Source organism: Janthinobacterium sp. SUN073, assembly GCF_030397665.1.
Taxonomy (GTDB): domain Bacteria; phylum Pseudomonadota; class Gammaproteobacteria; order Burkholderiales; family Burkholderiaceae_D; genus Janthinobacterium.
This window is the reverse complement of sequence record NZ_JAPUBT010000009.1, coordinates 49774-67013: the sequence shown is the minus strand read 5'-3', so window position 1 is coordinate 67013 and position 17240 is coordinate 49774. Positions and strand designations below refer to the sequence as shown.

Annotated in this window: 17 protein-coding genes; 6 read left to right on the top strand and 11 right to left on the bottom strand. The window is 61.3% G+C overall.

The features are described from left to right. Positions 1-225: 225 nt before the first annotated feature. Entirely contained in the window at positions 226-717 is a 492-nt protein-coding gene (locus O0882_RS21570) for a YqaA family protein (RefSeq protein ID WP_289951338.1), read from the bottom strand. Positions 718-918: 201 nt separating this feature from the next. Between O0882_RS21570 and ilvA the strand changes: the two genes are divergently transcribed. The 5 genes from ilvA (at position 919) to rapZ (ending at position 6313) form a co-directional block, all read left to right on the top strand. Next, positions 919-2454 carry a threonine ammonia-lyase, biosynthetic gene (ilvA, locus tag O0882_RS21565; RefSeq protein ID WP_289951336.1) on the top strand — a complete coding sequence of 512 codons (1536 nt, stop codon included), beginning with the start codon at positions 919-921 and terminating at the stop codon, positions 2452-2454. A 111-nt stretch (positions 2455-2565) separates the two neighbouring features. Next, complete coding sequence (gene queF, locus O0882_RS21560; RefSeq protein ID WP_289951617.1) at positions 2566-3408, top strand: NADPH-dependent 7-cyano-7-deazaguanine reductase QueF; 843 nt, start codon at positions 2566-2568, stop codon at positions 3406-3408. 333 nt (positions 3409-3741) lie between these two features. Further along, on the top strand, positions 3742-4224 hold the full coding sequence (locus O0882_RS21555) for a PTS sugar transporter subunit IIA (RefSeq protein ID WP_071079718.1): 483 nt from the start codon (positions 3742-3744) through the stop codon (positions 4222-4224). 36 nt (positions 4225-4260) lie between these two features. Then, entirely contained in the window at positions 4261-5196 is a 936-nt protein-coding gene (gene hprK / locus O0882_RS21550) for an HPr(Ser) kinase/phosphatase (RefSeq protein ID WP_034753337.1), read from the top strand. A 253-nt stretch (positions 5197-5449) separates the two neighbouring features. Next, the gene (rapZ, locus tag O0882_RS21545; RefSeq protein ID WP_289951335.1) at positions 5450-6313 is read left to right on the top strand and encodes an RNase adapter RapZ; all 864 of its coding nucleotides are present in this window, start codon (positions 5450-5452) and stop codon (positions 6311-6313) included. Here the strand turns inward: rapZ and O0882_RS21540 are convergent, their stop codons facing one another. The 8 genes from O0882_RS21540 to O0882_RS21505 all read right to left on the bottom strand — a co-directional run bounded on the left by O0882_RS21540 (position 6314) and on the right by O0882_RS21505 (position 13009). Further along, positions 6314-7399 (bottom strand): enoyl-CoA hydratase/isomerase family protein, encoded by a 1086-nt coding sequence (locus O0882_RS21540; RefSeq protein ID WP_289951333.1) that lies wholly within the window; start codon positions 7397-7399, stop codon positions 6314-6316. A 135-nt stretch (positions 7400-7534) separates the two neighbouring features. Beyond that, a complete protein-coding gene (gene raiA, locus O0882_RS21535) occupies positions 7535-7894 on the bottom strand; it encodes a ribosome-associated translation inhibitor RaiA (RefSeq protein WP_289951330.1) in 360 nt (119 codons plus the stop codon). Between the two features lie 69 nt (positions 7895-7963). Further along, positions 7964-9442 carry an RNA polymerase factor sigma-54 gene (locus O0882_RS21530; protein WP_035824120.1) on the bottom strand — a complete coding sequence of 493 codons (1479 nt, stop codon included), beginning with the start codon at positions 9440-9442 and terminating at the stop codon, positions 7964-7966. A 4-nt stretch (positions 9443-9446) separates the two neighbouring features. Next, the gene (gene lptB / locus O0882_RS21525; RefSeq protein ID WP_099760888.1) at positions 9447-10202 is read right to left on the bottom strand and encodes an LPS export ABC transporter ATP-binding protein; all 756 of its coding nucleotides are present in this window, start codon (positions 10200-10202) and stop codon (positions 9447-9449) included. After that, positions 10202-10783 (bottom strand): lipopolysaccharide transport periplasmic protein LptA, encoded by a 582-nt coding sequence (gene lptA / locus O0882_RS21520; RefSeq protein ID WP_289951326.1) that lies wholly within the window; start codon positions 10781-10783, stop codon positions 10202-10204. Before lptA ends, lptB begins: the two co-directional genes overlap by 1 nt. 25 nt (positions 10784-10808) lie before the next feature. Beyond that, positions 10809-11420 carry an LPS export ABC transporter periplasmic protein LptC gene (lptC, locus tag O0882_RS21515; protein WP_289951324.1) on the bottom strand — a complete coding sequence of 204 codons (612 nt, stop codon included), beginning with the start codon at positions 11418-11420 and terminating at the stop codon, positions 10809-10811. A 45-nt stretch (positions 11421-11465) separates the two neighbouring features. Continuing rightward, positions 11466-11999 (bottom strand): HAD hydrolase family protein, encoded by a 534-nt coding sequence (locus tag O0882_RS21510; protein ID WP_141171517.1) that lies wholly within the window; start codon positions 11997-11999, stop codon positions 11466-11468. Next, positions 11999-13009, bottom strand: coding sequence for a KpsF/GutQ family sugar-phosphate isomerase (locus O0882_RS21505; RefSeq protein ID WP_289951320.1), 1011 nt, complete (start codon positions 13007-13009; stop codon positions 11999-12001). Before O0882_RS21505 ends, O0882_RS21510 begins: the two co-directional genes overlap by 1 nt. A 108-nt stretch (positions 13010-13117) precedes the next feature. Here O0882_RS21505 and O0882_RS21500 point away from each other — a divergent pair, with 108 nt between their 5' ends. Next, positions 13118-15097: a monovalent cation:proton antiporter family protein gene (locus tag O0882_RS21500; RefSeq protein WP_289951319.1), complete on the top strand. Its 1980-nt coding sequence runs from the start codon at positions 13118-13120 to the stop codon at positions 15095-15097. On the opposite strand, the gene O0882_RS21495 is transcribed toward O0882_RS21500, so the two are convergent. Then, positions 15098-16261, bottom strand: a complete 1164-nt coding sequence (locus tag O0882_RS21495; protein ID WP_289951318.1) for a DUF484 family protein — start codon at positions 16259-16261, stop codon at positions 15098-15100. It abuts the gene before it with no gap. Positions 16262-16295: 34 nt separating this feature from the next. Beyond that, positions 16296-17147 (bottom strand): MOSC N-terminal beta barrel domain-containing protein, encoded by an 852-nt coding sequence (locus tag O0882_RS21490; protein ID WP_289951316.1) that lies wholly within the window; start codon positions 17145-17147, stop codon positions 16296-16298. Positions 17148-17240: the final 93 nt, after the last annotated feature.

Genomic DNA, 17240 nt, shown 5'->3' with positions numbered 1-17240 from the left:
ATCTTATTGCGCCGCACCATGCCGGAACAGCCTTAGGCCGCCTAAGGTTTAAGCACCTCATCCGCCGCCATAGCAAATACGGAAAAGCCTACTTTTGCATGAATAAAAAACCAGTTTCCATGATTTTTTGACGCAAAAATGCCAAGAATCGGACTCTACTGCAAACTATCGAACTGCCCAAAAATAGGGCAAACAGGCGTTGCATTACGCCCGTTTGCGTGCCGTTTACGCCAGCATTTGCCCGATCCGGTGCCATACGCCATCGGGCACGTACAGCAGCAAAGCCGTCATGCTCAGATAGCGCGCGCACTTGCCGATGGCCATGTAGGCCACGCTGGGCCAGAATGGCAACTTGAGCCAGCCCGCCAGGGTGCACAGGGGGTCGCCCACGATGGGCAGCCAGCCCAGCAGCATAGTCTTGGCGCCATAGCGGGCCAGCCAGCGGAACCAGCGTGTGTCGCGCTCCTTGGCGAACGCCTGCTTGGCCCGGTAGCCCATCCAGTAGTCGACGACGCCGCCCAGAGTATTGCCCAGGGTGGCGACGCCGATGGCGGCCCAGAACAGTGCGGGATTGGCCTTGATGACGGCAAACACGGCCGGTTCCGAGCCGAGCGGCAGCAAGGTGGCGGAAATAAAGCTGATCAGAAAGACCGATGTCAGCCCGACTTCCGGTGCTGCGATCAACTGCAGCAGCCAGACGATTGCGGATTCGATCATGGAACACTTCGCGATGCGGTAAGGCTCTCCATTATAATGAAGAGCAGCCTGGGCGCCGCACACATCGCGCCGACCGGCAAAGGCATACCCGCCCGCAGTTCCACAGAGCATTATTGTCGCCAGGCTATCCGCCGCGGCGCCGCCGCTATCGCCCGACACGCTCCAGACCCTTTCTGGCCCAGAATCACTTGCTAGCAGACTATGAACATCGACTACCTCAAGAAAATCCTGACCGCCCGCGTCTATGACGTCGCCACCGAAACGCCGCTGGAACTGGCCCCTGCCCTGTCGCAGCGCCTGAACAACCAGATTTACTTCAAGCGCGAAGACATGCAAAGCGTGTTCAGCTTCAAGATTCGCGGCGCCTACAACAAGATGGCCCAGCTCAGCGATGCGGAACGCAAGCGCGGCGTCATTTGCGCCTCGGCCGGCAACCATGCCCAGGGCGTGGCCTTGTCGGCCGCACGCATGGGCTGCCGCGCCGTCATCGTCATGCCCACCACCACGCCCCCCGTCAAGATCGACGCCGTCAAGGCGCGCGGCGGCGTGCAGGTGGAAATCGTGCTGCACGGCGAGTCCTACACGGACGCCTACAACCACGCGCTGACCCTGGAAAAAGAACAGAAGCTGACCTTCGTGCACCCGTTCGACGATCCGGACGTAATCGCCGGCCAGGGCACGATCGGCATGGAAATCCTGCGCCAGCATTCCGGCCCCATCCACGCCATCTTCGTCGCCATCGGCGGCGGCGGCCTGATCGCCGGCGTGGCTGCGTATGTGAAACAGATTCGCCCCGACATCAAGATCATCGGCGTGCAAACGGTCGATTCGGACGCCATGGCGCGCTCGCTGAAAGCGGGCGAACGCGTGACCCTGCCCGACGTGGGCCTGTTTTCGGACGGCACGGCCGTGCGCCTGGTGGGTGAGGAAACCTTCCGTTTGGCGCAGCAATATGTCGATGACATCATCATCGTCGACACGGACGCCATCTGCGCCGCCATCAAGGATGTGTTTACCGATACGCGCTCCATTCTGGAACCGGCCGGCGCGTTGGCCATCGCCGGCGCCAAGGCCTACGTGGAGCGGGCCAGCCTGAGCAAGCACCCCATCGTCAACCAGACGCTGGTCACCATCGCCTGCGGCGCCAACATGAATTTCGACCGCCTGCGCTTCGTCGCCGAGCGTGCCGAGCTGGGCGAGTTCCGCGAAGCCGTGTTTGCCGTCACCATGCGCGAACAGCGGGGCAGCTTCAAGCGCTTCTGCTCGCTCATCGGCGCGCGCAACGTGACGGAATTTAACTACCGCATCAGCGATGAAAAGGCCGCGCACGTGTTCGTCGGCATCCAGATTGCCGACCGGCATGAATCCGGGGCGATGGCGAAGAAATTCGAAGAGCATGAATTCAAGACGCTGGACTTGACCCACGACGAGCTGGCCAAGTCGCACATCCGCCATCTGGTGGGCGGCAAGAGCCGCCTGGCGCAGGATGAGCTGCTGTACCGCTTTGAATTCCCCGAGCGCCCCGGTGCACTGATGCGCTTCCTCGATAGCATGGCGCCGAACTGGAATATTTCCCTGTGTCATTACCGCAGCCAGGGCGGCGACGTGGGCCGCATCCTGGTGGGTCTGCAAGTGCCGCCCGATGAGATGGGAGAATTCGCCCGTTTCCTCGACACCCTCGGCTATCGTTATTGGGATGAAAGCAGCAATCCTGTGTACAAACTGTTCCTGGGGTAATAAGCCCAACTGCAAATACTGGGGTCGTACCCTGCAGGGTACGACCCCAGCCGTCGCCGTTGGGTTGAAATAGGCTACCATGCGTCCTTGACCGAACTACGCCACCCGACCATGACCACCACCAACGACCTCGCCGAACAATCTCCCCTGGGCAAAAGCTCCGCCTACCGCAGCGATTACGCACCGGAACTGCTGTTTCCGATTCCGCGCCAGGGCAAGCGCGACGAACTGGAATTGCACGGCACCTTGCCGTTCTTCGGCCTCGATATCTGGAATGCGTATGAACTGTCGTGGCTGAATCAGCGCGGCAAGCCCCAGGTGGCGATCGCCAAGGTCAGTGCCCCAGCCGATTCGCCCAACATCATCGAGTCGAAATCGTTCAAGCTGTACCTGAACTCGTTCAACCAGACCAAGCTGGATAGCCCGGAAGCGTTGCTGACCTTGCTCAAGCAGGATTTGTCGAATGGCTTTGGCGCGCCCGTGCAAGTGGAACTGACCTTGCAGGAAGATTTCGGCAAGCTCAAAATGGGCGAGTTCGACGGCGTGCTGCTGGATCGCCTGGACCTGGAAATCACGCAATACACGCCCTCGCCGCTGCTGCTGAAGGCGGCGCTGAATGAGGCACCGGTGGAAGAAAAACTCGTCTCGCACTTGCTCAAATCGAATTGCCTGGTGACGGGCCAGCCGGACTGGGGCAGCGTGCAGATCGCGTATGCGGGACCGCAGATCGACCAGGAAAGCCTGCTGCGCTACCTGATTGGTTTTCGCGAACACAATGAATTCCACGAGCAATGCGTGGAGCGCATCTTTGTCGATATCTTGCGCCAGTGCAAGCCGCAAAAACTGTCCGTGTATGCGCGCTATACGCGCCGCGGCGGGCTCGATATCAATCCGTGGCGCAGCAACTACAGCACGGGCACGATGCCGGGCAATCTGCGCAATGCGCGCCAGTAATACCAGGCAACACCACAAAACCATGCCAACAGGAATGTTGGCTGTGTTTTAAAACAACGTTGCAGTAGTGCCGCAGAGCATGTCAAAGACGCTGAAAAATCGGAAAATCGGCATTCGGCGGCGGAAAAATCTGTTCGCCGTGTGTTTTTAATCAAGAAATAGCCGATACACCCCGATGTTATTTTTTTGCTAAAATGATGGCGACATGGGCTGTAGCGCCCACTGCGCCCGCAGCGGGCGTATACTGTTGAGAATTGGCGTTACAGGCCGCGGAAACAGGCCTATAATTCGGCTCGCAAGCCCTCTGCGCATTGCACCATTTCATTGAGTGTCATGACTAATCTTAGCAAAATTTTATCCCTCGAAAACGTCCTGCTGGACCTGGAAGTGTCCAGTAAAAAGCGCGCCTTCGAGCAAGCCGGCCTGATCTTCGAAAACAATTACGGCATCGCCCGCTCTACCGTTTCGGACAATCTGTTTGCCCGCGAACGCCTGGGCTCGACAGGCCTGGGCCATGGCGTGGCCGTGCCGCATGGCAGGGTCAAAGGCAGCAAGACCCTGAAAGCGCCGCTGGGCGCCTTCGTGCGCCTGGCCGAGCCGATTCCCTTCGAGTCGCCCGATGGCAAGCCTGTCAATCTGCTGTTCTTCCTGCTGATTCCCGATCATGTCACCCAGCAACATCTGGAAATTTTGTCGGAAATCGCCGAAATGTTTTCCGACGATGCCTTCCGCACGGCGCTGGCCACGGATCCGGAACCGAAATCCGTGCATTCGCGCATCGTCAATTGGCAACCCAGTCTGCAAGCGGCGGGTTAAACTTCAGGTATTCCTCCACTCCTGAAGAAGACTGCCATGTTGCAAACGCCGCTGACGATACAACGCCTGTACGACGATAATCGTGAAAGTCTGCAACTGGGCTGGTTCGCCGGCTTTCCCGGCGGCGAACGCCTGATCTCGGGCGACGTCTCGTCGGCCGCCGACCAGGTGGGTCACTTGAACCTGATCCATCCAGGCCGTATCCAGGTCTTCGGCCACCAGGAAATCAATTACTACCAGCGCCTGAAGGTCAACACGCGCACCCACGTGATTGGCGAACTGATCGCCGGCGGTCCGCCCGCGCTGATCATCGCGCAGGGGCTGGAAACGCCGCCCGACATCCTCGCCATCTGCGACGAACAAAACATTCCCCTGTTCTCGACCCCGCTGCCGGCCGCGCAAGTGATCGACTTCCTGCGCGTCTACCTGTCCAAAAAGTTGGCGCAGCGCATCATCATGCATGGCGTGTTCATGGACGTGCTGGGCGTGGGCGTGCTGATCACGGGCGATTCGGGTCTGGGCAAGAGCGAGCTGGGCCTGGAACTGATTTCGCGCAGCCACGGCCTGGTGGCCGATGACGCCGTCGAATTCTCGCGCATCGCGCCCAACATGATCGAAGGCCGCTGCCCGCCCCTGCTGCAAAACCTGCTGGAAGTGCGGGGCCTGGGCTTGCTCGATATCAAGGCCATCTTTGGCGAAACGGCCGTGCGCCGCAAGATGCGTTTGAAACTGATCGTGCACCTGGTGCGCCGCAACGCGCTGGAAGAGGAAGTCGAACGCCTGCCCTTCCTGTTCCCCACGGAAGACGTGCTCGGCTTGCCAGTGCGCAAGGTCGTCATCCCCGTCGCCGCCGGCCGCAACATCGCCGTGCTGCTGGAAGCGGCCGTGCGCAATACGATTCTGCAGCTGCGCGGCATCGATACCTTGCAGGAGTTCATGGAGCGGCAACGTTTGGCAATGAGCGGCGATTAGCGTTGCAAGGAGTTCACCCATGCATGGGTGAACCGTTACGCAGGCGGAGAGCAAGGCTCTCCGAAACCCCTGCTACACCAGCGTTTGGCAATGAGTGGTGACTAATTACCGGGGTCCGACCCGACGGGTCTGACCCCACATTGACGCCAATGGCAACAATTAAATACAAGCAATGCTCGAACAATAATTGCAATAATTTGTAAAGAGCATTGCCTCGGGAGCGCAATGCCGATCTTTATTGTATGATCGGCGTATGCATATCGTCCTTATCACCGGAATATCCGGCTCCGGTAAATCCGTCGCGCTCAATGTGCTGGAAGATACCGGCTACTATTGTGTCGACAACCTGCCACCGGCCTTGCTGCCCAGCCTGGTGCAAACCTTGCTCGACGAAGGCACTCCGCAACTGGCCGTCGCCGTCGATGCGCGCAGCGCCGAGTCGCTGGCCAGCCTGCCGCACAATGTGGCCCTGCTGCGCGACCAAGGGCACGACGTCAAGGTGATGTTCCTCACGGCCACCACGCATTCGCTGGTGGCGCGCTTCTCGGAAACGCGGCGCAGCCATCCGCTGTCGCACGAATTGCGTCCGAACCAGAACCCGGCCAGCCGCCGCACCCTGATCGAATGCATTTCGGAAGAACGCGAGCGCCTGTCGGCCATCGAGCAATTGGGCCATGTGATCGATACCTCGGAACTGAGCGCCAATAAATTGCGCGCCTGGATCAAGGATATCGTCGCCTCCGAACGCGCACCGCTGACCTTGTTCTTCGAATCGTTCGCCTTCAAGCTGGGTGTGCCGCTGGACGCCGATTTCGTCTTCGATGTGCGGGCCTTGCCGAATCCCTATTACGACTTGGCGCTGCGTCCGCTCGACGGACGCGATGCGCCCGTGATCGCCTTCCTCGACGCGCAACCGAGCGCGCTGGAACTGCTGGCCGACATCCGCGCCTTCATCGAGAAGTGGTTGCCGTCATTCAAATCCGACAACCGCAGCTACCTGACGGTGGCGCTCGGTTGCACGGGCGGCCAGCACCGCTCCGTGTACATGGCGGAACGGCTGGCGCAATACTTCGGCCCCAACGAAAGAGTCGTGCTGCGCCATCGCGAGCGCGCTTAATCAGTCGAGGTGGCGCAGCGGATGCGCCGTGGCCGGCCAGACGGGCGCAAAGAAGCGCGCCACCATGGCCGCGTCAACCTGGTCCAGGCTGGATGGGTTCCAGCGCGGCGCATTGTCCTTGTCGACCACCAGCGCGCGCACGCCTTCAAGCACTTCGCCATGCTCGAAATTGTGGCGCACCACGCTGCGCTCCAGGCGCAGGCAATCGGCCACGCCCAGGTGGGCACCGCGCTGCAGCAATTCCAGAGTCACCGACATCATCAAGGGCGAACGCAGGCGCATGGCCGCCAGAGCCTTCGCCGCGAACGCGCTGTCGTCCTGCGCCAGCGACGCCATGATGGCCGCCACCGAGCCGGCGCCGAAGTGGCGGTCCAGCGCCGCGCGCGCCGTAGCCAAAGGAGAAGCCCCCGCCTCGGCCTGGAACGGTGCCGCCAGCGCCTTGATGGCCACCGGCAAGGCCTCGCCCGGCGTCGATTCGAACAGGGCCAGCAGCGCCCCCATCTGCGCCTCGGGCAGGTAGACATCGGCCAGCCCCGTGTACAGGGCATCGGCCGCGTTGATCGTCGAGCCCGTCAAGCCCAGGTACAGGCCCAGCTGGCCGGCCAGGCGGGACAGAAAATAACTGCCGCCCACGTCGGGGAACAAGCCGATATTGACTTCCGGCATGGCCATGCGCGTGCGGCCCGTGACGATGCGCAAGCGGTTGCCGGGCCCCGCTTGCGCCACGCCCATGCCGCCGCCCATGACCACGCCATCCATCACGGCGATATACGGTTTCGGGTAGAAATGAATCACATGATTTAAGGCGTATTCTTCCGTAAAGAAATCTTCCAGTAACGCACTGCCGCCTTGCGGTGTAGCCAGGCCCGCATCGTAAAAGAAACGGATATCGCCACCGGCGCACAGGGCTTTCTCGCTGCTGGAACGGATCACGACGGCGTCCACCTGCGGATCGTCGCGCCAGGCCAGCAAAACGGCACTCAGGGCGCGCACCATCTCCAGCGACAGGGAATTGAAGGCTTTCGGGCGGTCGAGCACGATGTGGCCCGTGCGGTTGCGGATGGAGGTCTGGACGAAGTCGCTCATGGCAAAATGAAAGAAGTGAGAGTAGGCACATTCTAGCGCCTGCACGGGCAACATTGCGTTCAAAAGGTCCAGGCGCAAAAAAGGGCGCAATGTGCGCCCTTAGTTGATCACAACCGGTTGAAAGTCGCAGGCCGCTCAGGCGGCGGCGAATTCGTCTTCCGAGTTGTCTGGCAGATGCTTGATCGCCTCTTTACCGTGCCCTTGCACTTTGGTTTTGTACTTCATCACTTGCCTGTCCAGCTTGTCGATCAGGATATCGATGGCGGCATACAGGTCGTGCGCCAGGCTTTCCACATAGACTGTTTTGCCACTCAGACGCAGGTTGACTTCGGCCTTTTGACGTTTTTCTTTCTCTTTGAGGTTATCCACGGTCAGAATCACGGCGATATCGATAACTTGATCGAAATGACGTTTCACGCGCTCCAGCTTCGTTTGTACGTATTCACGGATGGCTGGTGTGACTTCGAGATGATGTCCGCTGATGGTGAGATTCATACACACTCCTAAAGATGATCGGGTTCGTGCGGTCCATCCTATCCGGCCCGCAGAGGAACCGAAAAAAACTTACAAACACTTACGCAGACTCACTGGCGGAATTTTCAACGCTTCCCGGTATTTGGCAACAGTACGTCGCGCAATCACCATGCCTTGTTCCCCCAGCATGTCCGCAATCTTACTGTCGGATAAAGGATTTTTAGGGTCTTCTGCTCCTGTCAGTTGCACGATCAATGCCCGTATCGCCGTCGATGATGCTTCGCCCCCCGCTTCGGTGGCGACGTGGCTACCAAAGAAATATTTCAACTCAAACATGCCATGCGGGGTCAGCATGTACTTTTGGGTTGTTACCCGCGAGATAGTACTCTCGTGTAAACCCAGTGTATCAGCTATTTCACGGAGCACAAGGGGGCGCATGGCAACGGCCCCATGCGAGAAAAAGTTCTTTTGTCTTTCTACTATCGCCTGCGCCACACGCAAGATCGTGTCGAAACGCTGGCGCATATTCTTGATCAGCCACTTGGCTTCCTGCAATTGCGCGCCCATGGCGCCCTCGCCCTTGCCCTGCTTGAGCAAGTTGGCGTACATGGCGTTGACGCGCAGGCGCGGCATGACGTCATTGTTCAGGGTGACTTGCCAGCCATTGCGCGCGCGCTTGACGACGACGTCGGGCACCACGTAATCGGACACATCGGAGGCGAACACGGCGCCCGGATGCGGATTGCACTGGCGAATCACCGTCTGCGCTTCACGCAAGTCTTCCTCGTCGCAATCGAGGGCTTTTTTCAGCTTGTTGAAATCGCGCTGGGCAAACCAGGCCAGGTGCTTTTCCACGATGACGAGGGCCATGCGCCGCGTCACCATGGCGATGTGCGGCAAACGCTTGATTTGCAGCGCCAGGCATTCGGACGCGTTGCGCGCGCCCACGCCGGGCGGATCGAAACTTTGCAGCAGGGACAAGGCCGTGCGCATCTCGTCGGCGTCGATTTCCAGCTCTTCCGGCAGGCGCGCCAGGATGTCGTCGAGCGACTCTTCCAGGTAGCCATTGTCGTCGAGCGCGTCGATGATCAGCTCGACCAACGCGCGGTCGCGCAATTCGAGCACCGTCACGCGCATCTGCTCCATCAGGTGTTCGCGCAGGGTGCAGTGATGGGCCTCCAATTGCGGACGCGAATCTTCGTCGTCGGGCGCCTTGCCCCGGCTCGCCTCGCTCCAGTCGCTGTCGCCGCCGTCCGCGGCGGCCGGGCTGTCGCCCGCCTCGCCGTCAAAGGTTTCCGCTTCGGCCGGCGCCGCAGGCGCTTCCTGGCCTGGCGGCTGGGGCGGTGCTTCGGCCGGCGCGGCCGTGGAACTCAGGGCCCCGTCGGACAGCAGGCGCAGCGAACGGTCGAGCGGATCGTCGAGGCGCTCGAGCAAGGGATTGTCCGTCAGCAGTTGCTCTAGTTCCTGGTGCAATTCCAGGGTAGACAATTGCAACAGGCGTATCGATTGCTGCAACTGCGGCGTCAGTGCCAGGTGCTGCGAAGTGCGCAGCTGCAATGATTGTTTCATTGGCTCACATGCGGAAGTGTTCGCCCAGATAGACCCGGCGTACCGACTCGTTCGCGATGATGTCGTCGGGGCGTCCCGACGCCAGCACCGAGCCCTGGTTGATGATGTAGGCACGGTCGCAGATACCCAGCGTCTCGCGCACATTATGGTCGGTGATCAGCACGCCGATATTGCGCTCCTTCAAGAAGCGCACGATACGCTGGATCTCGATCACGGCGATGGGATCGACACCGGCGAACGGCTCGTCGAGCAGCACGAAACGCGGGTCGGTGGCCAGCGCGCGGGCGATTTCCACACGGCGGCGCTCGCCGCCCGACAGGGACAGCGCCTGGTTCTCGCGCAACTTTTCAATTTGCAAGTCGGCCAGCAATTTATCCAGGCGCTCTTCGATCTCGGCCTTCTTCAGGGGACGGCCTTCGACGGTCTGGATTTCCAGCACGGCGCGGATATTGTCTTCCACCGTCAGCTTGCGGAAGACGGACGCTTCCTGCGGCAGATACGACAGGCCCATCTGCGCGCGGCGGTGGATCGGCAGGCGGGAAATGTCCACACCGCTGATATCGATGCTGCCGCCGTCCGACGGCACCAGGCCGACGATCATGTAGAACGAGGTGGTCTTGCCGGCGCCGTTCGGGCCCAGCAAACCCACCACTTCGCCGCATTCGACTTGCAGCGAGACATCATGCACGACTTGCCGCTTGCCATAGGTTTTTTGCAGCCCGCGAACGATCAGGGTGCTGCCGCAACGAGTATTGTCCATTATTTCTTTCCTGGCGCGGGCGTGGCCGGCGCTTTCTCCGCCGTCGGTGCCTTGGGCTTCGGCTGGATCACCATGCGCACGCTGCCGCCATCGGGGGTGCTGGTGCCGCTGTCGGAATTTTCCATCGCAAACACTTCTTTGCGGCTGTCATACGAGATGAAGGCGCCGTTGGCCACATCGGTCACTTTGGTGCCTTCCAGGCGCGTCAGCTTGGCCTTGGAAAACAGTTTCACCACTTCCGTCTTGTTGTTGTATTCCACGCGCTCCGCTTCGCCCTCCACCCACAGGTCGCCCGCGCCATCGCGCTTCTGGCGGAAGGTGGCCAGCTTGCCGGGATCGGCCCAGAAAGTGATGAACTGGTAGCCTTGCGGGTCTTCCGTGATCAGGGCCCGGCCCGCCTTCATGGTCAAGGTACCCTTGACCAGCACGACGTCGCCCGTCAGGGTGCGAATCTGCTTGACGTCATCGACGTGGCCGCTGCGTGCCGTGATGACGGCTTCCTTCTCGGAATCGGCCTTCTCGGCATGCGCCACGCCCATCATGGCCAGAGAAAATACGGTCAACAGCAAGATATTCTTCATAGTATGGTTTCCTTGTTTCATTCTGTCATTTTGCCGCCGCGGCCGGGCGCGGTTTCGGCGGGAGGACCATGCGCAGCGCATTCTGCACTTCCACCACGCCAGTGGCGTTATTGGCCTTCATGCCGACGCCATTCATGCGCGAGGCGCCCGTCAGGATATCGACAGGCACGTCCGTTTCCATTCTTTCCTCATCCGGGAACACCGTCAGCGCTTCCGTCTTGACTGTCAGGTTCTGCGCCTTCGGACTGGCCACCCGGTCGATCACGACATTGCGGTACAGTTGCAGCCGGGTATTGTCCTGGTCGATATGCGCCAGTTCCGCATTCATGTTCATCGGCGGCATGCCTGGCGTGAGCTTGCGCACGAAAGGCTGGTCGATATCGGATGAATCGTCCAGCGGATAATGCGTGAGCTTGGTGCCCGATACGATATAGCTGGGCTTGCCCGTCAAGTCCATGCGCACCAGGCTGAAATTGGTGATGAAATAGTCGGGCTCATCCAGATGCTTGCTGGCCGTGATGTCCTGGGCATTCTTGTTCATCACTTCCAGCAGCCAGAAGCTGCCCAGCGCAAAGACGATGGCCCCCAGCACGGTAAAAATCATGCGCCAGCGATGGGCGCCTCCTGGCTTACGCATAGGGTTTCACTCTTTCAAATCTCACTGGCGGCGAGGCGATGCGCCTCACTCCAGGAACGGCGCCATGACGCGCGCATAGTTATCCTGGGCGCGCAGCAGGAATTCGCAGATCTCGCGCACGGCGCCACGGCCGCCGCCAGCTTGCGTCACATGGTGCGCCAGGTCCAGCGCTTCCGGACGCCCGCCCGGCACGCTGACGGCAAAGCCCACGCGGCGCAGGATGGGCGCATCGATGACATCGTCGCCGATATAGCCGCATTGCTCTTCCGTCAAGCCCGTCAGCGCCAGCAGTTCGCGAAACGGCGTCAGCTTGTCGTGACCGCCCTGGTGCACATGGGTAATGCCCAGGTCTTGCGCGCGGCGCGCCGTGATGGCCGAGCGGCGCGCGCTGATGATGGCCGTCTGCACGCCCGATTCCTGCAGCAGCTTGATGCCCAGGCCATCATACACATTAAACGTTTTCATCATCTCGCCATCGGGGCCGAAATGCAGGCTGCCGTCGGTGAGCACGCCATCGACGTCAAAGATCATCAGTTTGACCTTGGCCGCGCGCGCCAGGTTGTCCGCTACGCTATCCATCAGATCACCTTCGCTTGCGTCAGATCATGGATGTGCAGCGCGCCCACCAGCTTGCCGTCGGCGTCGACCACCAGCATCTGGTTGATGCGGAACTGCTCCATCACGGCCACGGCATCGACGGCCAGGCGTTCGGGCGCGATGCTGCGCGGCTGCACATGCATGACGTCGCGGATCGCCACTTGCGTGAAATCCTGCACGCGCTCGAACATGCGGCGCAAGTCGCCATCGGTAAACACGCCCACGGGGCGGTTGTCCGCATCGACGACGGCCGTCATGCCCATGCCCTTCTTCGTCATTTCTTCCAGCGCCTGCAGCAAGGAAGCGTCCACGGGCACCTTCGGCACCCGTTCGCCGCTGCGCATGACGTCATGCACGTGCGTGAGCAGACGGCGGCCCAGGGCGCCGCCCGGGTGCGAGCGGGCGAAATCCTCTTCCTTGAAGCCGCGCAAGTCGAGCAAGGCCACGGCGATCGCGTCGCCCAGGGCCAGGGTGACAGTGGTGCTGGCCGTCGGCGCCAGGTTCAGCGGACAGGCTTCTTTCTCAACAGAAATATCCAGGTGGACGTCGGCCAGCTGGGCCAGGCTGGAGTTCGGTTTGCCCGTCATGGAAATGAGCACGCCGCCCATGCGCTTGACGACGGGCATGATGGCCATCAGTTCCGACGATTCGCCGGAGTACGATATGGCAATAAAAGCATCGTCCGAGGTGACCATGCCCAGGTCGCCATGGGCCGCTTCGGCCGGATGCACGAACAGGGCCGGCGTGCCGGTGGAAGCGAGGGTGGCGGCAATCTTGCGCGCGATATGGCCGGACTTGCCGATGCCGGAGACGACGACACGCCCCTTGCATTGCAGCAACATCGCCACGGCGCGGCCCACGCTGTCGTCCGTGGCCAGGCGCGCGCGCAGCGCTACGATGGCGTCGGACTCGATCTGCAAGGTGGTACGGGCCAGCGCGACGGCGCGCTCGGTCGTCGCTTGCATGTCAATTCGATCAAAAGCTTTCAGCATTGTTTTTTCATGGGTTACACTCATGCCCAAAGTATAAACGAATTAGGAAAGCAAAAAACTTGCCAGTCACAACAAACAACGATTTCCATTGACCGCACCGGGCAACCCATGTTTTCCTCGCTTGAACTGACCCTGATGTTACTCGGCAGCGCCGTGCTGGGCGTGGTCGCTTTCAGAATGTTGCACTTGCCGCCCATGCTGGGCTACCTGGCCGTCGGCATCGTCATCGGCCCCCACGCGCTGGGCCTGGCGGCCGAGAACGAAGCCAGCCATACCCTGGCCGAGTTCGGCGTCGTCTTCCTGATGTTTTCCATCGGGCTCGAGTTTTCACTTCCCAAGTTTCTCGCCATGCGGCGCATCGTCTTCGGCCTTGGCATGGCGCAGGTGGTCACCACCATCGTCGCCACCGTCATCTTCGGCTGGTTCGTCGGACGCTACCTGTCCTCCTACATACACCTGAGCTGGCAAGCCGCCTTCGCCCTGGGCGGTGCGCTGGCCATGTCGTCGACGGCCATCGTCTCGAAAATGCTCACGGAACGGCTGGAACTGGAAAGCGAACACGGCCGCAAGATCATCGGCATTTTGCTGTTCCAGGACCTGGCCGTGGTGCCCCTGCTGATCCTGATTCCCGCCCTCACGCGCGATTCCGACAATCTGGCCGAAACCCTGGCCTGGGCCGGCGGCAAGGCCCTGGTGGTGCTGATCTTGTTGCTTTTCATCGGCCAGAAGCTGGTGCGCGGCTGGCTGACCATGGTCGCCAAGCGCCGCTCGCAGGAATTGTTCATGCTCAACCTGCTGCTGATCACGCTGGGCGCGGCCTGGATCACGGAACGGGCGGGGCTGTCGCTGGCCCTGGGGGCGTTTGTTGCCGGCATGCTCATTTCCGAGACGGAATTCAAGCACCAGGTGGAAGAGGATATCAAGCCCTTCCGCGACGTGCTGCTGGGCCTGTTCTTCATCACCGTCGGCATGCTGCTCAATATCCGCGTGGTGCTCGACAACTGGTGGCTGGTCTTGCTGCTGCTGTGCGGCCCCGTGTTGCTGAAATTTGCCCTGATCGCGGGCCTGGCCCGGCTGTTCGGGTCCAGCAACGGCGTGGCCCTGCGCACGGGACTGGGACTGGCACAGGCGGGCGAGTTCGGCTTCGTGCTGCTGAACCTGGCGGGCGGCATCAAGCTGATGGACCCGTTCGTCGTGCAGGTGGTGCTGGCCTCGATGGTGCTGTCGATGCTGGTGGCGCCCTTCCTCATCGCCAAGTCCGACGCCATCGTCATGAAGCTGGCGGCCAACGACTGGATGATGCAATCGCTGGCGCTGACCAAGATCGCCACGCGCACCATGGCGTCGCAGAAACACGTGCTGATCGCCGGCTTCGGGCGCAGCGGGCAAAGCCTGGCCACCCTGCTGGCGGAAGAAAAGATCGAGTACCACGCGCTGGACCTGGATCCGGAACGGGTGCAGGAAGCGCAGCTGGCTGGCGCCCACGTCTCGTATGGCGACGCGGGCCGGCGCGAAAGCCTGGTGGCGGCCGGTATCTACCGGGCCAGCGCCGTGGTGATCACCTATGCGAATACCCCCTCGGCACTGAAGTTACTGCATTTACTCAACGATATGGCGCCGACCCTGCCCGTCATCGTGCGCAGCCACGACGACAGCGACCTCGACCAGTTGAAGAAAGCGGGCGCGGCCGAAGTGGTGCCGGAATTGATGGAAGGCAGCCTGATGCTCGCCTCGCACGCACTGATCATGATGGGCGTGCCCCTGCGCCGCGTGGTGCACCGGGTGCAGGCGGCGCGCGAGGAACGCTATGCGTCCCTGCGCGGCTATTTCCACGGCTCCAGCGACGCGGGCGACGATGCCGAGCTGGAACGCCTGCATACGGTCACCGTCAGCGAGGGCGCGCAGTGTGTGGGCTTGCCGTTGAGCACGGTCGACGTGACCGGCTGCGGCGCGTTTGTGACGGCCATCCGCCGCGGCCGCGACCGCCTCGATATCACGCCAGAGACGCAGCTGGCCAGCGGTGACGTGGTGGTGCTGCGCGGCACTGCCGATGCCGTGGCCAAGGCCGAAACCTTATTATTGAAATAGTCAGCCGATCTGCGCCTGCCAGCTGATGACCTTGTTGCGGCCGCCCGCCTTGGCCTGATACAGGGCCTGGTCGGCATGCGCCACCAGCTGCTGCGCCACCGTTTCGATGGGTAGCAGCGCCACGTCCGCTTCCAGGCTGGCCACGCCGATCGACACGCTGACCCACGCTTGCGCGCTGCCCGGCAAGTCAAACATGGTGCCGGCAATGCTGGCGCGGATGCGTTCGGCAACAAAGGTCGCGCTGTCGAGGTCGGCATCGATCAGCAGGACGACGAATTCCTCGCCGCCGAAGCGGCCCAGCGCATCGGAGCGGCGCAATTCCGTGCGGATGCGCGTGGCCACTTCGCGCAGCACTTCATCGCCGCCCTGGTGGCCATAGGTGTCATTGACCCGTTTAAAATGGTCGATATCGATATACATACATGAAATGCAATAATTCTGGCGCCGCGCGCGGCCGATTTCTTCCAGCAGCCGGCGGTCGATATAGCGGCGGTTATAGACGCCCGTCAGGGAATCGGTCAAGCCGATGTATTTCAGCATTTCATTGCTGATCACGTTTTCCAGGCAAATGGCGATGATGGAGGCCATGTGCTTGATGAAATCCGTGCCCAGCGAAGGCGTGAAGCGCGTCACGTCGCCGCTGGCCAGGTTCAGGCTGCCAATCAGCCGCTTGTTGCGCAGCAAGGGCACCAGCGCCACGCTACGCAAAGCGTTGATCTGCGGAAAGCGGGGGCCATGCACGGCGGCGTCGAACTGTCCCAGCAGGGGCAACGGCGGCAAGGCCGCGTCCCCTTCGGCCACGGGCGCAGGCGCAGGCGAAGCAAAACCCAGCTCCGCCACGGCATGCACGAATAGCAACTGCGGAAAGGCGCTGAAATCGACGCCCAGCTTTTCCATCACCAGTACGATATCGTCATCCTCGTCGAGCAGGCTCAAGGTGACGCCGTCGAGGTCAGAGATCACGGGCAAGGTACGAAAAATGGTGCCGATCAACTCGGGAAAGGTGGACGCGCTGACGATTTCCAGGTCAAACGCCTGGTGGCGGCACATGATGTCGTGGTTGCGCTCGACCTGTTCCAGCAGGAAAGCCATGCGCGCGCGCAAGGCCTGGTTTTCGGCTTCGAGGCTGGCAATGCGCGGGTCCGGCGGTATTGCTTGATTCATAGAAACCTTAAACCCTTCTGTACGGGCGCCATGCTTAAAATGCCAGTTCGAAACCGATGTCCTGCCCCACCACGATGCGCTCGTCGCCGCCGTCGGTGACGATGGCGTTCATGCCGAAGCAGATGGCGCCATCGAGTTCGGGCTTGGCGCGATAGCCATGCATGACGTCGAGCGGGTCCGGTCCCGGCACGCCAGTGGCCTGGTCCACCGACGGGATCGGACAGCGCGAACACGGCTTGACGGGTTTTAACACGGTGGCGCCAAATTGCAGGAACGCGGCGTAGTCTTCCTCGAAGGCGCCGATATCGCCGATCACCAGATTGGGACGGAACCGGTTCATCGGCAGCGCCTCGCGGCCGGCGGCGCGCAACTTGTCATTGACGTCGTCGAGCGAAGCACTGCCGGCGATCAGCACCGGGTAGCCATCGGCAAACATGGTCGCGGCCGCCACACCGTCCGTCCACTTGGTACTGGTGGCGCGCACCACGTCCGGGTGAAAGCGCACCAGGCGGCACGGCACGCCGATGGCGTTGGAAAACCAGGTGGCCGTGACGTCGTCGCAATCGTAGGCGCGCACGCTATCGTCCCACACCTGCACTTCCAGCATGGGCGCCAGTTGCGGATGCGGCAAGCCCAGCTCGATTTCCAGGCGCAGCATGCCCGGCGCGCGCAATTCCAGCGTGGTGGCCTTGATGGACGGCACGATCAGCGCCATGCGCGGATGTTCGCGCTGGGTCAGGAAGCGGCCCTGCGCATCGACCACCATCCATTCGCGGTCGAACACGTGTTCGCTCATCAGCCCGGAATGTGTGAGCACAGCCTCCTGCAAGTGGATGCCGGCGCACGATTTGATCGGATACAGGATGATGTCGGACAGGATAGCCATGGACAAGGGACAAGGAACAGTGTTGCTGCTTCTGCCAGGAAGTTATTCAGAAGCGAAGTATGGCAGCAAAGCGGGCAAGCGTAAATCAGCCAG

What these genes read in the sequence shown, in the direction of transcription:
- O0882_RS21570 (WP_289951338.1), bottom strand. Translation starts at nt 717, where the DNA reads ATGATCGAATCCGCAATCGTCTGGCTGCTGCAGTTGATCGCAGCACCG.
- ilvA (WP_289951336.1), top strand. Translation starts at nt 919, where the DNA reads ATGAACATCGACTACCTCAAGAAAATCCTGACCGCCCGCGTCTATGAC.
- queF (WP_289951617.1), top strand. Translation starts at nt 2,566, where the DNA reads ATGACCACCACCAACGACCTCGCCGAACAATCTCCCCTGGGCAAAAGC.
- O0882_RS21555 (WP_071079718.1), top strand. Translation starts at nt 3,742, where the DNA reads ATGACTAATCTTAGCAAAATTTTATCCCTCGAAAACGTCCTGCTGGAC.
- hprK (WP_034753337.1), top strand. Translation starts at nt 4,261, where the DNA reads ATGTTGCAAACGCCGCTGACGATACAACGCCTGTACGACGATAATCGT.
- rapZ (WP_289951335.1), top strand. Translation starts at nt 5,450, where the DNA reads ATGCATATCGTCCTTATCACCGGAATATCCGGCTCCGGTAAATCCGTC.
- O0882_RS21540 (WP_289951333.1), bottom strand. Translation starts at nt 7,399, where the DNA reads ATGAGCGACTTCGTCCAGACCTCCATCCGCAACCGCACGGGCCACATC.
- raiA (WP_289951330.1), bottom strand. Translation starts at nt 7,894, where the DNA reads ATGAATCTCACCATCAGCGGACATCATCTCGAAGTCACACCAGCCATC.
- O0882_RS21530 (WP_035824120.1), bottom strand. Translation starts at nt 9,442, where the DNA reads ATGAAACAATCATTGCAGCTGCGCACTTCGCAGCACCTGGCACTGACG.
- lptB (WP_099760888.1), bottom strand. Translation starts at nt 10,202, where the DNA reads ATGGACAATACTCGTTGCGGCAGCACCCTGATCGTTCGCGGGCTGCAA.
- lptA (WP_289951326.1), bottom strand. Translation starts at nt 10,783, where the DNA reads ATGAAGAATATCTTGCTGTTGACCGTATTTTCTCTGGCCATGATGGGC.
- lptC (WP_289951324.1), bottom strand. Translation starts at nt 11,420, where the DNA reads ATGCGTAAGCCAGGAGGCGCCCATCGCTGGCGCATGATTTTTACCGTG.
- O0882_RS21510 (WP_141171517.1), bottom strand. Translation starts at nt 11,999, where the DNA reads ATGGATAGCGTAGCGGACAACCTGGCGCGCGCGGCCAAGGTCAAACTG.
- O0882_RS21505 (WP_289951320.1), bottom strand. Translation starts at nt 13,009, where the DNA reads ATGCTGAAAGCTTTTGATCGAATTGACATGCAAGCGACGACCGAGCGC.
- O0882_RS21500 (WP_289951319.1), top strand. Translation starts at nt 13,118, where the DNA reads ATGTTTTCCTCGCTTGAACTGACCCTGATGTTACTCGGCAGCGCCGTG.
- O0882_RS21495 (WP_289951318.1), bottom strand. Translation starts at nt 16,261, where the DNA reads ATGAATCAAGCAATACCGCCGGACCCGCGCATTGCCAGCCTCGAAGCC.
- O0882_RS21490 (WP_289951316.1), bottom strand. Translation starts at nt 17,147, where the DNA reads ATGGCTATCCTGTCCGACATCATCCTGTATCCGATCAAATCGTGCGCC.